13 protein-coding genes are annotated in these 13,296 nt (G+C 64.9%); 7 read left to right on the forward strand and 6 right to left on the reverse strand.

Annotated elements, in window-relative coordinates:
- Positions 1-27: 27 nt before the first annotated feature.
- Positions 28-306, reverse strand: coding sequence for a DUF2442 domain-containing protein (locus tag C2U37_RS05400; protein WP_104451967.1), 279 nt, complete (start codon positions 304-306; stop codon positions 28-30).
- 257 nt (positions 307-563) lie between these two features.
- Between C2U37_RS05400 and C2U37_RS05405 the strand changes: the two genes are divergently transcribed.
- Positions 564-2,528, forward strand: a complete 1,965-nt coding sequence (locus C2U37_RS05405) for an LTA synthase family protein (protein ID WP_104451968.1) — start codon at positions 564-566, stop codon at positions 2,526-2,528.
- 55 nt (positions 2,529-2,583) lie between these two features.
- Here C2U37_RS05405 and C2U37_RS05410 read toward each other — a convergent pair whose 3' ends face one another.
- Positions 2,584-3,054, reverse strand: a complete 471-nt coding sequence (locus C2U37_RS05410) for an Lrp/AsnC family transcriptional regulator (protein ID WP_010672715.1) — start codon at positions 3,052-3,054, stop codon at positions 2,584-2,586.
- 149 nt (positions 3,055-3,203) lie between these two features.
- On the opposite strand from C2U37_RS05410, the gene C2U37_RS05415 reads away from it, so the two are divergent.
- Entirely contained in the window at positions 3,204-3,722 is a 519-nt protein-coding gene (locus tag C2U37_RS05415) for a phosphatase domain-containing protein (RefSeq protein ID WP_104451969.1), read from the forward strand.
- 6 nt (positions 3,723-3,728) lie between these two features.
- Here the strand turns inward: C2U37_RS05415 and metA are convergent, their stop codons facing one another.
- Positions 3,729-4,676 carry a homoserine O-acetyltransferase MetA gene (gene metA, locus C2U37_RS05420; protein ID WP_010672713.1) on the reverse strand — a complete coding sequence of 316 codons (948 nt, stop codon included), beginning with the start codon at positions 4,674-4,676 and terminating at the stop codon, positions 3,729-3,731.
- A gap of 144 nt (positions 4,677-4,820) precedes the next feature.
- On the opposite strand from metA, the gene C2U37_RS05425 reads away from it, so the two are divergent.
- Both C2U37_RS05425 and C2U37_RS05430 read left to right on the forward strand, forming a co-directional pair.
- A complete protein-coding gene (locus tag C2U37_RS05425) occupies positions 4,821-6,065 on the forward strand; it encodes an HD-GYP domain-containing protein (protein ID WP_041212363.1) in 1,245 nt (414 codons plus the stop codon).
- 28 nt (positions 6,066-6,093) lie between these two features.
- A complete protein-coding gene (locus C2U37_RS05430) occupies positions 6,094-7,269 on the forward strand; it encodes a competence/damage-inducible protein A (RefSeq protein ID WP_104451970.1) in 1,176 nt (391 codons plus the stop codon).
- Here C2U37_RS05430 and C2U37_RS05435 read toward each other — a convergent pair.
- Entirely contained in the window at positions 7,266-7,781 is a 516-nt protein-coding gene (locus C2U37_RS05435) for a metal-dependent hydrolase (protein WP_010672710.1), read from the reverse strand. The genes C2U37_RS05430 and C2U37_RS05435 overlap by 4 nt on opposite strands.
- A 393-nt stretch (positions 7,782-8,174) precedes the next feature.
- On the opposite strand from C2U37_RS05435, the gene C2U37_RS05440 reads away from it, so the two are divergent.
- The 3 genes from C2U37_RS05440 (at position 8,175) to C2U37_RS05450 (ending at position 11,896) form a co-directional block, all read left to right on the forward strand.
- Positions 8,175-9,839, forward strand: a complete 1,665-nt coding sequence (locus C2U37_RS05440) for a DUF342 domain-containing protein (protein ID WP_319847988.1) — start codon at positions 8,175-8,177, stop codon at positions 9,837-9,839.
- 113 nt (positions 9,840-9,952) lie between these two features.
- Entirely contained in the window at positions 9,953-10,762 is an 810-nt protein-coding gene (gene yidA / locus C2U37_RS05445; RefSeq protein ID WP_104451971.1) for a sugar-phosphatase, read from the forward strand.
- 363 nt (positions 10,763-11,125) lie between these two features.
- Complete coding sequence (locus C2U37_RS05450; RefSeq protein ID WP_043154048.1) at positions 11,126-11,896, forward strand: gamma-glutamyl-gamma-aminobutyrate hydrolase family protein; 771 nt, start codon at positions 11,126-11,128, stop codon at positions 11,894-11,896.
- Positions 11,897-12,047: 151 nt separating this feature from the next.
- Here the strand turns inward: C2U37_RS05450 and C2U37_RS05455 are convergent, their stop codons facing one another.
- Positions 12,048-12,452 carry a hypothetical protein gene (locus tag C2U37_RS05455; protein WP_010672705.1) on the reverse strand — a complete coding sequence of 135 codons (405 nt, stop codon included), beginning with the start codon at positions 12,450-12,452 and terminating at the stop codon, positions 12,048-12,050.
- A gap of 71 nt (positions 12,453-12,523) precedes the next feature.
- Positions 12,524-13,234, reverse strand: a complete 711-nt coding sequence (locus C2U37_RS05460) for an HAD-IA family hydrolase (protein ID WP_104451972.1) — start codon at positions 13,232-13,234, stop codon at positions 12,524-12,526.
- Positions 13,235-13,296 lie beyond the last annotated feature (62 nt).

Consider the following 13,296-nt stretch of genomic DNA (forward strand, 5'->3'; position numbering starts at 1 on the left):
CGTTACCTGACTCAACGAGTTAGCATGTCAGAAGCGATGCATGTTGCGATCGGGGAAGGCGGCGCGCTCGTCGATGGGCAGGATCATGTGGTAGACCTCGTGGGCCGTCAGGGTGAAGCCCGAGGGCCACGCCAGTTGATGGCGATGATCGATGAAGACACGGGCGAAGCGACGCTCGGTCTCCATGGCCGCAAACAGCGGCTGGCCGCGCCAGGGGGTGAGATCCAGCACGCCTGTGGTGCCGTCGGAGAGCACCACGAACAAAGACCAGCCCTGCATATATTCCACATCGATGAAGACCGGCATCCCTTCGGCTCCGATTGAGAAATCCGGCGCCATTATAGGCACGACCATTGTCTCGATGTGCCAGCAGGATCACAGTTTCCCCAGCGTTTTATGCTCTCTTCGAACCCTGCATCCCGTCACAAAAAATCATAAAACGTGCCAGCTTCTCCATTTATACCTCACCCCCATGCAACCTTTGCCAGGCGCCACTGTCATACTCCTGCACCATAACAACAATGCGTCCGGGGACTGGGCGCAAACAGGTTTGCAGGAACAATATGACCACCATCAAACAATGGCTGGGACCGGTTTGGCCCATCGCCGTCTTTTCATTGATCGCGCTCATCTCACTGACCGTCAGCCGCCTTGGCCTGGGCCTCTGGCAACTGGAACGGGTGGATGCCGTCTCTGGCTGGCAGGAGATGCTGCTGCAAGGCATTCGCGTCGACGTCGCCACCCTCTGCTGGGTCTGGGGCGTACCCGCCGTCTTGACCCAGTTGCTGGCCGGGCCCCACGCACCGGGGCGGCTCTGGATGCAGCTTATCCGGATCTGGCTCACCTTGGGGCTCTGGCTGATGCTCTTTCTCGAGATCTCCACTCCCGCCTTCGTCACCGAATACGGGGTGCGCCCCAACCGCCTCTATGTGGAGTACCTCATCTATCCGAAGGAGGTGCTCTCCATGCTGTGGGCTGGCCGCAAGGGCGAGCTGCTGCTGGCCGTGATCTTCAGCGGCGCCGTGCTGGGCGGTGGCTGGTGGCTGAGCGGCCGCCTGGTGCGTGACCTAAGCTTCCCCCGCTGGTACTGGCGCCCCGCCTTCGCCCTGCTGATCCTCGCCGTCGGCTTCCTCGGCGCCCGCTCCAGTCTCGGCCATCGCGCCCTGAATCCGGCCATGGTGGCTTTTGCCGACGATCCCCTGGTCAACGCCCTCACCGTCAACTCCGCCTACTCCCTCTTCTTTGCCATCAAGCAGATGGGGGCCGAGGAGGACGCCAGCCAGTTTTACGGCAAGATGGCTGACCATCAGGTACTCGACATAGTCCGCGAGGAGAGCGGCCGCCCTCTCGGCGATTTCACCTCTGCCGATCTGCCGAGCCAGACTTTCAACACGGCCAGCTACCAGGGCAAGCCCAAAAACCTGGTGATCCTGCTGCAAGAGAGCCTGGGGGCCCAGTTCGTCGGCTCCCTCGGCGGCCTGCCGCTCACCCCGAACATCGATGCCTTGTCGAAAGAGGGTTGGGCGTTCGAGCAGCTCTACGCCACCGGTACCCGTTCGGTACGCGGCATCGAGGCGGTGCTCACCGGCTTCACGCCGACCCCGGCCCAGGCCGTGGTCAAGCTCGGCAAGAGCCAGACCAACTTCTTCACCATCGCCGACCTGCTCAAGCAGCGAGGCTATGACACCAGCTTCATCTATGGCGGCGAGAGCCACTTCGACAACATGCGCAGCTTCTTCCTCGGCAACGGCTTCACCACCATCGTCGAGCAGAAGGACTTCAAGAACCCGGTGTTCGAGGGATCCTGGGGCGCCTCGGATGAAGATCTGATGGCCAAGGCCAACGAGACCTTCGCGGCGCTGCACAAGGAGGGCAAACCCTTCTTCAGCCTGGTGTTCAGCTCCAGCAACCACGATCCCTTCGAGTTCCCCGACAACCGCATCGCCCTGTACGAGCAGCCCAAGCAGACCCGCAACAACGCCGCCAAGTACGCGGACTACGCCGTCGGCGAGTTCTTCAAGAAGGCCAGGGCATCGGACTACTGGAAGGACACCCTGTTCCTGGTCATCGCCGATCACGACAGCCGGGTCGGGGGAGCCAGCCTGGTGCCCATCCCCCGCTTCCACATCCCGGGGGTCATCCTGGGGGACGGCATAGCACCGAGAAAGGACCCCCGCATCGTCAGCCAGATCGACATGGCCCCGACCCTGCTCTCCCTCATGGGCATCAGTGCCGACTACCCCATGCTGGGCAAGGATCTCACCCGCATGCCCGCCGACTGGCCTGGGCGCGCCATCATGCAGTACGACAAGAACTTCGCCCTGATGCGTGGCAAGGATGTGGTGATCCTGCAGCCCGAGCGGGCGCCGGAAGGCTTCATCTACGAGGATGCGACCGAAACGCTCACCCCGGCGCAGCAGCCGGACACCATGAAGGATGCCGCCCTGGGGCTGGTCCTGTGGGGCAGCCTGGCCTATCAGCAGGGGCTCTACCGGACGGCGCAGGACAGCCGGCTGGCTCTCAACTGAGGAACCGCCCACAAAAAAACCGCCCTCGGGCGGTTTTTTCTTGCGGCTAGCCCCGTCAGGGGTGGGGGAAGCAGGGAAGCGAGCGGCTGAACCTGTGCTCGAACACCAGGGAGGTCTCGAGGTGCACCACCTCTTCCCGGGAGGTGAAGTGATCGAAGACGAAATTGCGCAGGTGTTCGGTATCGGAGACGCACAGGTGCACCAGGAAATCATCCTTGCCGCCCATGTGGAACAGGCTGATCACCTCGGGCAGGGCCAGGATGGCGTCGCGAAACGCATCGATGATCTGGCGGCTGTGACGGGCCAGTTGCAGGGAGACCATGGCCTGGATGTGACCGCCCAGAGCCTGGTAATCCACCTCGCAGTGCGCCCCCTTGAGCACGCCATCCTGCTGCAGCTTGCGCACCCGCTCCAGACAGGTGGACGGCGCCACCCCGACCAGGGCCGCCAAATCCTTGTTGGTCATGCCCGCATCGCGAAACAGATGGGCCAGGATGTCCAAGTCCAGTTGATCCAGGTTTCTCATCTTTACTCCTTGCATCGCTCGATTTTTTTAGACTCTGCCCGTAAACCGGGCCGAACACAACGCAGATTGACATCGCCTCCGGCCCCTCTATGCTGTGCCGCACCCGCGGGATGCCCATCCCGTTGATCCCGACCACCACGAGGAACCCCATGCTCAGTGCCCATCCCTTCTGGAGCCTGGACGTTCCACGGCTCGACGGCCAGCTCCTGCTCACCCCCTGCCCCGGCAGCCAGCAGGTCCCCATGGCCGACGCCCTTGCCCAGTTGCAGCTGGCCGGTGCCGGCGGGGTGCTGACCCTGATGACGGTGGAGGAGCTGGCCCTGTGCGGGCCCCTCTCTCTCGGGCAGCTGGTGCAGGCCAGAGGCATGAGCTGGTTCCATCTGCCCATTGCGGATGACGAGGCACCGGATGCAGCCTTCGAACAGGCCTGGCCCGGGGTGCAACCCCGACTGCTCGCCCTGCTGCGCGAGGGACGGCACCTTGCCATTCACTGCCACGGCGGAAGCGGGCGTACCGGGCTGGCGGCCGCCCTGCTGCTGATGACCCAGGGGCTGCCCCAGCAGGAGGCCATGACCCTCATCCGGGCCAGACGGCCACGGGCCTTCACCCTGGCCTGCCACCGTCACTGGCTCGATACCCGTGGACGGCAGCTGGCCGGGGCGGACTGATGGGCTCTATCCCTTGGGCTGCTGGTAGGTAAACACCTTGCCGATGTCTTCCACCTTGTAGCTGGTCAACTGGTAGACGTAATAGTTGAGCCAGTTGGAAAACAGCAGGTGACCGTGGCTTCGCCAGGTGGCGCGCGGGGTCTGGCTTGGGTCGTTGTTCGGGTAATAGTTGACCGGAATGACGGGGGTGAGCCCGGCCGCCAGATCCCGCCGGTATTCCCCATCCAGGGTCAGGGCGTCATATTCCGGATGGCCGGTGACGAACACCTGGCGACAATCCTTGGTGGCGGCCAGATAGACGCCCGCCTCTTCCGACTCGGCGAAGATCTGCAGATCGGTGTGGGCGCGGATGAGATCCCCGTCGAAGGCCGCATAGCGGGAGTGGGGCGCCACGAATTCATCATCGAAGCCGCGCAGCAGCGCCTCGTGCTCGTCGAGGCGGTGGTGGCGATAGACCCCGGAGAGCTTCTCGCCGTGGGTCTGCTTCTCCATGCCGTACAAGGCTTTCAGCGCAGCCTGCACCGCCCAGCAGAGGAAGAGGGTGGAGGTGACATGCTGATGGGACCACTCGATGATCTCGACGATGCGGGGCCAATAGACCACCTCCTCGAACTCCACCAGCCCGAGCGGCGCCCCCGTGATGATCATGCCGTCGTAGTTGTTGCCTCTCACCTGTTCGAAGTCGTGATAGAAATTCTCCAGGTGCGCCTGGGGCGTGTTTTTCGACTCCCGATCGTCGATGCGCAACAGATCCACGTCCACCTGCAAGGGCGAGTTGGAGAGCATCCGCATCAGCTGGATCTCGGTTTCTATCTTCTTGGGCATCAGATTGAGGATGAGCACCCGCAGCGGGCGGATGTTCTGGGTGACGGCCCGGGATTCCGTCATCACGAAGATGTTCTCCTGCCCCAGCACTTCGGCGGCGGGCAACTGGTCCGGGATCTTGATCGGCATGCTGACTCCCTGTACTGCATCGGTAAATATGTCTGGACATCTAGAAGCCTATAATAAAGCGCTCCCGCTGTCATCAGATACCTTTTGTATTCACCCCGCCCTTTGACTAGCATACGGCTCAGTGTGTCCCTCGTGCCCAACCCCATGACAGGAATCAAGATCTCCGTAGAACGGCTGCAAGTCGGCAATTATGTCTCCCTGCCTTTGGGATGGCGTGAGCACCCGTTTCTGTTCTCCAGCTTCAAGCTCAAGAGCGAGGAGGAGATCGAGCTCATTCGTCGCCTTGGCCTCAAGCTGGTGACCATCATTCCCGACAAGAGCGACACGCCGCCCAAGCCCCTCGGACAGACCCAGTCCCAGGCGGATGAGGTTGAAGGAGAGGGTCTTGTCGCCCGCCAGGAGGAGATGCAGCAGGAGAAACTGCGGCGCATCGAGCAGTTGCAGCGCTATCGCCGCGACCTGCAGCAGTGCGAGAAACAGTTCCGCCAATCCCTGGCCCAGGTGCGCAACCTCATGGGCAAGATCCAGTCCCGCCCCCTCAACGCCATCAGCGAGGCCCAGGAGCTGATCAACGCCATGACGGAGCAGCTCCTCTCGGTGGACGAGATGGTGCTGCACCTGGTCTCCGACAGCGATGATGGCAACAGCCTGCAGTTTCACTCCCTCAACGTCAGCGTGCTCAGCATGCTGCTCGCCCGGGAGTGCAAGTTGCCGGCCGAGGCGATCCGCCAGGTCGGCATGGGGGCCCTGTTCCACGACATCGGCAAGCTGAGGATCCCGAGCCAGATCCTGCGCAAGACGGAGCCGCTGACCAAGCCGGAGCAGAACCTGATGGCCCAGCATCCCCGCTACGGCCTGGAACTGCTGGGGCTGGTCAGCGATTTTCCGGAAGCGGCCAAGCAGATAGTGCAGAACCACCACGAGTACCTGGACGGCACCGGCCCCCAGGGGCTCAAGGGCGATCAGCTCGATCCCCTCACCCAGATCGTCTCCCTCATCAACGAGTACGACAACCTCTGCCACCTGGAGGCCAAGGTGCCCTACGCGGCCCTCGGCAGCCTCTACAAGCAGCGCAAGTCCCAGTTCAACGCCGATCACCTCGGCATGCTGATCCGACTGATGGGGGTCTACCCCCCGGGTAGCGTGGTGCAGCTTTCCAACGGCCAGGTGGGGCTGGTGATGTCGGTCAACGCCTCCCGCCTGCTCTACCCCGCCGTGCTGGTATACGACCCCCGCATTCCGCGCCAGGAGGCGGCCATCATCGACCTCGACGCGGCCGGGCTGACCATCGCCAAGGTGATCCAGCCCAAACGCCTGCCCCCGGCGGTGTTCGAATACCTCAACCCCCGCACCCGGATCAGCTACTACTTCGAACACGGCAAGCCCTGAGAGGGCTGGCCCCACCCAAGGAGTCCCCATGCGCATCGAGATCATCAGCACAGGCGACGAGATAGTGACCGGCCTGGTGGTGGACACCAATGCCGCCTGGCTCAGCGCCCTCTTGCTGGAGCAGGGCTGGCAGGTGCGCCGCCGCGCCACCGTGGGGGACAACCTCGCGGATCTGACAGCCGTGCTGCAGGAGAGCGCCAACCGCGCCGAGGTGGTACTGGTGTGCGGAGGGCTCGGCCCCACGGCAGACGACCTCACCGCCCAGGCCGCGGCCGAGGCGTTTGACCAGCCCCTGACCCTGTTCCCGGACTGGCTCGCCACCATGGCCGAACGCTATGCCAGCCGGGGCCGCACCATGGCCCGGAGCAACACCAAGCAGGCCTGGCTGCCCCGGGACTGCGAGATCCTCGACAACCCGGTGGGCACCGCCTGCGGCTTTGTGGTCCGCCACCCGGCCAGCCACGGCCAGAGCCGGCTCTTCTTCACCCCGGGCGTGCCGTTCGAGTTCAAGCAGATGGTGCGTGAACAGATCATGCCCCGCCTCAAGGTGCTGGCCGGGGAAGAGACGGACACCGAGCTGCGCCGTTTCTACACCTTCGGCGTCTCGGAGTCCGCCCTCAGCGACATGCTGGATGCGGCCCCCTGGCCTGCCGGCATCGAGCTGGGCTACCGCTCCTCCATGCCCCTCATCGAGCTCAAGCTCATCGGCCACGGTGCCAGCACCGCCGACATGGACGCCGCCGAGGCGAGGCTGCTTGCGGCCATCGCCCCCTGGCTGGTGGGACGTGGCAACGAGGCGCCTGCCAGCCAGATCCTGGCCCTGCTGGGGGAGCGGTCGCTGCACCTGCAGGAAGGGGAGAGCCGGGGCGCCCTGCTGACCATGTGTCACGGGCACCCGGCCCTGACCGCCGGCTTCAGCCACACCCTGAGCGACGATCTGACTCAACTGGCGGTGCCCGCCGCCCCCCTGAGCCTCACCATAGGCCGTGCCGGGCCGGACGGCGTGCCGCTGCTGCTCTGCGCCGACGGGCAACTGCACGGCCAGACGCTCAGGGTCAGCCACCCGGATCCCGCGAGCGGTCGCCGGATCCTCGCCTTCGCCGCCCTCGACATGCTGCGCCGCCACCTGCTGGGGCTGCCGGTGCTCGCCGATTACCTCACCCTGACCCGAACGGCCACATGCCAGGAGGGCGCCCGGGGCTAGAAGTGAGCCAAACCTGCGCCGCCATGGACCCAGTACCCGGCGAGCGCCAGGGTCAGCAGGCAGAAGGCCCTCTCGTAACCCCCGCCGCTCTTGAGGGGCAGGCCGGGCAGGCGAAAGCGCCGACGCCAGGGCCAGAGCAGGGGAATGCCCATGGGGGTGAGCCAGTCCCCCAGCAGATGGCTGAGATAGCCCACGATGAGGGCATCCTTCACCGCCCCCGACAGCAACCAGGGGGCTTCCACCTGGGCCAGCCCCCAGACCCCCATCCCCACCGCCAGCAGGCTGTGGGTGAAGCCGCGATGGCCGAACAGCCGGGAGAGCGGCCCCGAGATCCAGGGCAGTTGCCGCCCGAGCAGGGAGCGGGGGTGATCGAGATCCGGCAGCAGGGCGCTCGCCAGGGCCATGGGAACGATATGCCACAGGCTGGCATCGGCCAGGGCCGGAGTCAGTTCAACCTTGTGGGCAAGCAGGACGCAGGTGACGGAAAACAGCAGGTGGCCTTGGGCGGTCATGGGGCTCGTTCGGTTGGACAGAAAAAGGGGCTGATCGATGGCGCCAGGGTCCTCGCCCTGAGGCGGCGGCAGATTAAAATCCTTCTCTTCCTGCCTGGCAAGGTGATTTGCATCGCCTCCCTCAACGTGATGGACACTCTGGATAGCGAAAGCATAAAACGTCAGCATATTGCGCTAAAAAACTGCAATGGAACCCACGACATGGCCGGCTCTGCCCCTCTCCCGTCAGCCGAAATTTCCTCAACCCGGCTCACCCATTTGCATTCAGATCGTTGACCCGGAAGGAAAAATACCCGAATACTGCGCGTTGGATCCGCCCCGGCGGCATTGGATGCCGGCAAGGAGAGGCCCCGGCATGGGGCAAACCGGACAGGGACAACGAAGGAGGGCCCGGTGTTAAGCAAAGCGTGGTTTCAGCTGTCGGCCGACATGAGCTATGTCTGCCTGCGCATCACCCCGGGCCTCACCGAGCCCATCCAGGAAAGCGACGTCCTGGCCCTGCTGCGACTCTCCAACTGTCGGCGCTACGAACCCCTCGGCGAGGGGATCCGCGAAGCCGTCACCCTGCTCAACGCCCTCATCGCAGAGCCGGATGCCCCCGCGCATCCGCCAGTCCCCATTGCCCGGCGCCAGGATGCCAGGCTGCTCATCCAGGTGGACAAGGACCAGATGAGCGCCAGGGCGCAGATCACCGCGGACTGGGGCGGCCAGCCCCTGACCCTGGCCCGGTTGCAGGAGGCCCTGGCGGCCAGCACGGTCAAGCAGGGGGTGAGCGAGCGACTGCTTACCGCCGCCATCCAGGCGGCGGGTGAGGCGGCCCCCGGTGCCCAGCTCAATCCCGTCATCGCCCTCGGCAAGGCCGCCAGGCACGGCCTGGATACCCGCCTGGAGCGGCTGGTGGAGACCGCAGCCGAGCGGATCCTCAAACCCCAGGAGCGGGATCACGGCAAGGTGGACATGCGCGACCTCGGCACCCTGCTCACCGTCAAGGCGGGGGCGTTGCTGATGCGCAGGCACCCCGCCACCCAGGGCATCGACGGCTTCACCGTGACGGGCCAGACCCTGACCGCCCGCCACGGCAAGGAGAGCGCCATGACGCCGGGTGACGGCACCTGCCTCTCCCCCGAGGATCCGGACCTGCTGCTGGCGACACGCCCGGGGCTCCCCTGTCAGGAGCGTGCCGGGATGCGGGTCGACGAGGTGCTCAACGTCAAGCAGGTCGACATCCGCCACGGCCACGTCGAGTTCGAGGGATCCCTGCTGGTCACCGGGGACGTCATGCCCGGCATGCGCGTCAAGACCAGCGGGGACGTGGTGATCGGCGGCTTCGTCGAGGGCGGCTACATCGAATCCGGCGGCACCATCACGGTGCGCAACGGCATCATAGGGCGCAAGCTGGCGGACGACGAATACCTCTGCCACCTCAACGCCGGGGGGGAGATCCACGCCAGCTATGCCCAGTACGCCAGGCTGGAGGCCGATGGCGACATCCATATCCTGAGCCAGCTCAGCCACTGCTATTGCCGCAGCGGCCAGGATCTCAAGGTGGGGGACAGCGCCATGCGCAAGGGGCACCTCATCGGCGGCATCAACATCGCCAACCGGCTCATCATGGCACCGGTGCTCGGAGCCTCGGCGGCCAATCGGACCCGGTTGCAGATCCTCGGTGGCTATTTCAGCCAGAAGGAGCAGGAGCTGGCGCTGCGCCAGCGCAAACAGACCTGCGCCGAGCAGATAGACAAGCTGCAGGATCTCATCCTGCGGCTGCTGCAACTGCCCCGTGACAAGCGCAATCCCGAGACCCTGCAGAAGATCAAGGCGCTGCGCACCCGCCAGTTCGACGAGAGCAAGAGCCTGGACGAGCAGCTCGCCGAGGCGCAGCGGGAGCTGCAGGCGCTCATGGCCAACATGGACATCATCGCCACCCAGCGCCTCTTCCCCGGCGTCGAGGTGGAGATGGCCCATCACCACAACAGGGTCGACATCGAGCACGGCCCCATCCACTTCGCCATCCGGGAAGATCAGCTGCAACTGACCCCCTACCAGGGCCAGCGCTGAGGGGCAACGTGCCCCCGCGTCGGCAGGCGGCGTGATCCCGGCGGCGATTTTCGCTACACTCGGCCTCCCCATGGCCCCATCGGGCGGGCCGGCCAGACTCAGGTAGTGAGAAGATGTACAAGCTGATCGCATTGGATATGGATGGCACCCTGCTGACCCCAGAGGGCCGAATCTCCCCCCGCACCCAGGCCGCCATCGCGGCAGCCCGCGCCAAGGGCGTGACCGTGGTGCTGGCCTCCGGCCGCCCGCTGGAAGGCATGACCGCCGCCCTGACCGAGCTGGGCCTCACCGGCCAGGATGACTACGTCATCTGCTACAACGGCGCCCTGGTGCAGCAGGTGTCCGAGCAACGCATCATCCGCAGCCAGTTGCTGACCGGCAGCGATGCCCGTGCCATCGCCCACCTGGCCTGTGAGCTGGGGGTGAACATCCACGGCTTCTCCGTCCGCCAGGGGCTCATCAGCCCAAGGCTCAGCCCCTACACCGAGCACGAATCCCGCCTCATCGGTCAACCCATCAACCTGGTGGACTTCGCCACCCTGCCCGACGACGAGCAGATCATGAAGGTGATGATGATTGACCCAGAGCCCCTGCTCTCCCGTGCCATCGCCCAGCTGCCCGCCGAACTCCACGAGCGCTATACCGTGGTGCGCAGCGCCCCCTACTTCCTCGAGTTCATGAACAAGCGCAGCAACAAGGGCACCGGCGTCGCCGCCCTGGCCGAGCACCTGGGGCTGGATGCCTCCCAGGTGATCGCGGTGGGGGATGCGGGCAACGATCACCACATGATCGCCTACGCCGGACTCGGGGTCGCCATGGGCAACGCCACCGACGAGATCAAGGCGCTGGCACAGCACACCACGGGGCGCAACGATGAAGACGGGGTCGCCCAGGTGATCGAGCGTTTCATCCTGAACGCCTGAGTCGACAAGGGGCCCTGTGGGCCCCTTCTGCTATCCGGCCGCCCGGCCAGATGTTTAATATATCCACCATCAAATCGCTCGCCGCGCCAAGCATTCCCCCTCAATCCCCTTTAAATAGGACTCAGAGCCGTATCCCGGCATCAACGGTTAACATAATTGCATCATTTTGTTTGACATATTGAACGGCCTTGGCAGACTGGAAGCAGGATCCAGGCTGTCGTTGCCAAGGCTGACCGACGATTCTGGCACGCTGGCGCGACCCTGATCCCACGACCATGCCTTGAGGCATGCCCTTGCGAGCCGAGGCGGCAAGGGCCTTCCCAAGGCGCAGGATGAGACCGCCAAGGATAGCCAAGGTGACCTATGCCCAACCCCAGTTCCCATAACAAACCCGTCGTGCTGATGACCATGGGGGCCCAGGCCCGCAGTGGCCACGCCTACCAGGTCATGACCCACAAATACATCAAGCCTCTGGTGGAGATCAGCGGCTGCGTGCCGCTGCTGGTGCCCACCTGCTGTGGCACCGAGGATCTGGAGCAGTATCTGGACCTCGCCGACGGGGTCTATCTGAGCGGTGCCGGATCCAACATCGATCCTGCCCTCTATGGCCAGGAGAACCTCACCCCGGAGAAGCCCCAGGACAGGGACAGGGATCTGTTCGATATTCCCCTGGTGCGCGCCGCCCTCGACCGTGGCCTGCCGATCCTCGGGATCTGCCGCGGCATGCAGGAGATCAACGTGGCCCTGGGAGGCGACATTCACCAGAAGGTCTATTGCGAGCCAGGTTATGACGATCATCGGGAGGATGCGGATGACCCGGTGGACGAGCAGTATGGCGAGAGCCATCAGGTCGAGCTGGTGCCCGGTACCTGGCTGGCCGAGCTGATGGGGCAGCCGTCGATTCCGGTCAACTCCCTCCACGGGCAGGGGATCAAGACGCTGGCCAAGGGGCTGGCCCCCCTGGCCCATGCCGAAGACGGGCTGATCGAGGCGATCCACGCTCCCGCCCTCTCCCCCTTCCTGCTGGCGGTGCAGTGGCACCCGGAGTGGAAGGCCAGCGAGAACCCCCACTCCATCAAGCTCTTCACCGCCTTTGGCGACGCCTGCCGCCGGTTCAGGCAGCAGGTCGGCTAGTCGCCGACCCCTTGCCCTTGAGCCTGGGCAGGGCCTCGTACATCGGGGGCTGCCCGGAGGCATCCGACGTGACGGGCCTGTGACCCCCCCACGCCATCAAGCTGCCCACTGCCTTCGGCGACGCCTCCTGCCCATTCAGGCAGCAGACGGGCTAGTCGCCAAATCCCTTGCCCTTGAGCTTGGGCAGAGCCCCGCGATCAGGACGCAGGGTTCGGCAGACATCCAGCCCCTTGAGGCCCCGCTGGATATGGTCCGGGGCCTGCCCGAGCACCATGCCGTTACCGCGATAGAGACGGGCATCCTCCAGCTCGAACAGCTCGCCGCCGATGAGCAGTTGCTCCCGGCCATTCACCACCTTGCCCCGTTTCAGGGGCAGGGTCATGTCCACCTGGATCTCGCCGGTGGCACACCCCTCGCGCCAGCGCGCCTCGTCGGAAAACGGGGAGATGGCGATCTCCCGCCAGGATCCGTCCCTGAACTCCATCCGGTAACGGTCTTGCACCAGATCGCATCCCGCCAGCATCACGGGGATCGCCAGCCAGATGACACCCTTCATTCCCTTCACCCCCTTGCTCCCTTGTTGTTATTGCCAGATATAGATCACGGAATCTGTCCCTCATCCCCAGCTCAGAGCAGCAGGGTGGCCAGATCCTGCAACTGCCCCAGCTCCACATCCGGCAGCAGCGACAGCGACTGCCAGGACTGACCGCTCTCGTTGAGCCAGGCGGCCCGAAAGCCGTGCAGCCTGGCACCCAGCACGTCGGTCACCGGGTGATCCCCCACATGAAGGATGCGGCCGGGGGTCAGCCCCAGGGCCTCTTGCACCTGCACGAACATGTCGGGCGCCGGTTTCATTCTGGCTCCCGCTCCCGCCTTGCAGACCAGGGTGAAGTAGCCAGCCAGACCCGCCTGCTCCAGATCCAGGTTGCCGTTGGTGATCACCGCCAGCGGGTAGCGCGCCGCCAGACGAGCCAGCAGGGCGTGAGTCGCCTCGCTCACCTCTATCTTCGAGCGCTCGGCCATGAAGCCGGTGAACACCGCCCGGGCCTGCTGCTCCGCCAGCCTGGGCTCCATGCCCCCCTGCACCAGGGCCTCGCGAATGCCACGCTGGCGCGTCAGGCTGACGTCGTGGCTCAGCGCCGGGTGGTCCAGCAGCAACTGGCGCTTGAGCGCGAGCCAGCGCGGCTTGTCCAGCATGGCGGTAGCCAGGTATTCGCTGCGCAGGTGGTCCAGCATCCACTGTTCCGCCCGCGCGATGGCGGGGCCGTTGTCATAGAGGGTGTCGTCCAGATCGAACGAGATGGCGGCCACCGGCTGCCAGCGACGGTAAAACTGCATGGCTGTTCCTCTTTACTCCTCATCCTCTGGCGTTGCGAGCTCCCGCCTGACCGGGGCGACGT

Origin of the sequence: Aeromonas sp. ASNIH1, assembly GCF_002934285.1 — a bacterium.
GTDB classification, from domain to species: Bacteria; Pseudomonadota; Gammaproteobacteria; order Enterobacterales; family Aeromonadaceae; genus Aeromonas; species Aeromonas caviae.

Coding starts and splice junctions, on each gene's coding strand:
- C2U37_RS05430 (WP_104451970.1), top strand. CDS start 6,094: ATGCGCATCGAGATCATCAGCACAGGCGACGAGATAGTGACCGGCCTG.
- C2U37_RS05450 (WP_043154048.1), top strand. CDS start 11,126: ATGCCCAACCCCAGTTCCCATAACAAACCCGTCGTGCTGATGACCATG.
- metA (WP_010672713.1), bottom strand. CDS start 4,676: ATGCCGATCAAGATCCCGGACCAGTTGCCCGCCGCCGAAGTGCTGGGG.
- C2U37_RS05460 (WP_104451972.1), bottom strand. CDS start 13,234: ATGCAGTTTTACCGTCGCTGGCAGCCGGTGGCCGCCATCTCGTTCGAT.
- C2U37_RS05455 (WP_010672705.1), bottom strand. CDS start 12,452: ATGAAGGGTGTCATCTGGCTGGCGATCCCCGTGATGCTGGCGGGATGC.
- yidA (WP_104451971.1), top strand. CDS start 9,953: ATGTACAAGCTGATCGCATTGGATATGGATGGCACCCTGCTGACCCCA.
- C2U37_RS05435 (WP_010672710.1), bottom strand. CDS start 7,781: ATGACCGCCCAAGGCCACCTGCTGTTTTCCGTCACCTGCGTCCTGCTT.
- C2U37_RS05425 (WP_041212363.1), top strand. CDS start 4,821: ATGACAGGAATCAAGATCTCCGTAGAACGGCTGCAAGTCGGCAATTAT.
- C2U37_RS05405 (WP_104451968.1), top strand. CDS start 564: ATGACCACCATCAAACAATGGCTGGGACCGGTTTGGCCCATCGCCGTC.
- C2U37_RS05415 (WP_104451969.1), top strand. CDS start 3,204: ATGCTCAGTGCCCATCCCTTCTGGAGCCTGGACGTTCCACGGCTCGAC.
- C2U37_RS05400 (WP_104451967.1), bottom strand. CDS start 306: ATGCCGGTCTTCATCGATGTGGAATATATGCAGGGCTGGTCTTTGTTC.
- C2U37_RS05410 (WP_010672715.1), bottom strand. CDS start 3,054: ATGAGAAACCTGGATCAACTGGACTTGGACATCCTGGCCCATCTGTTT.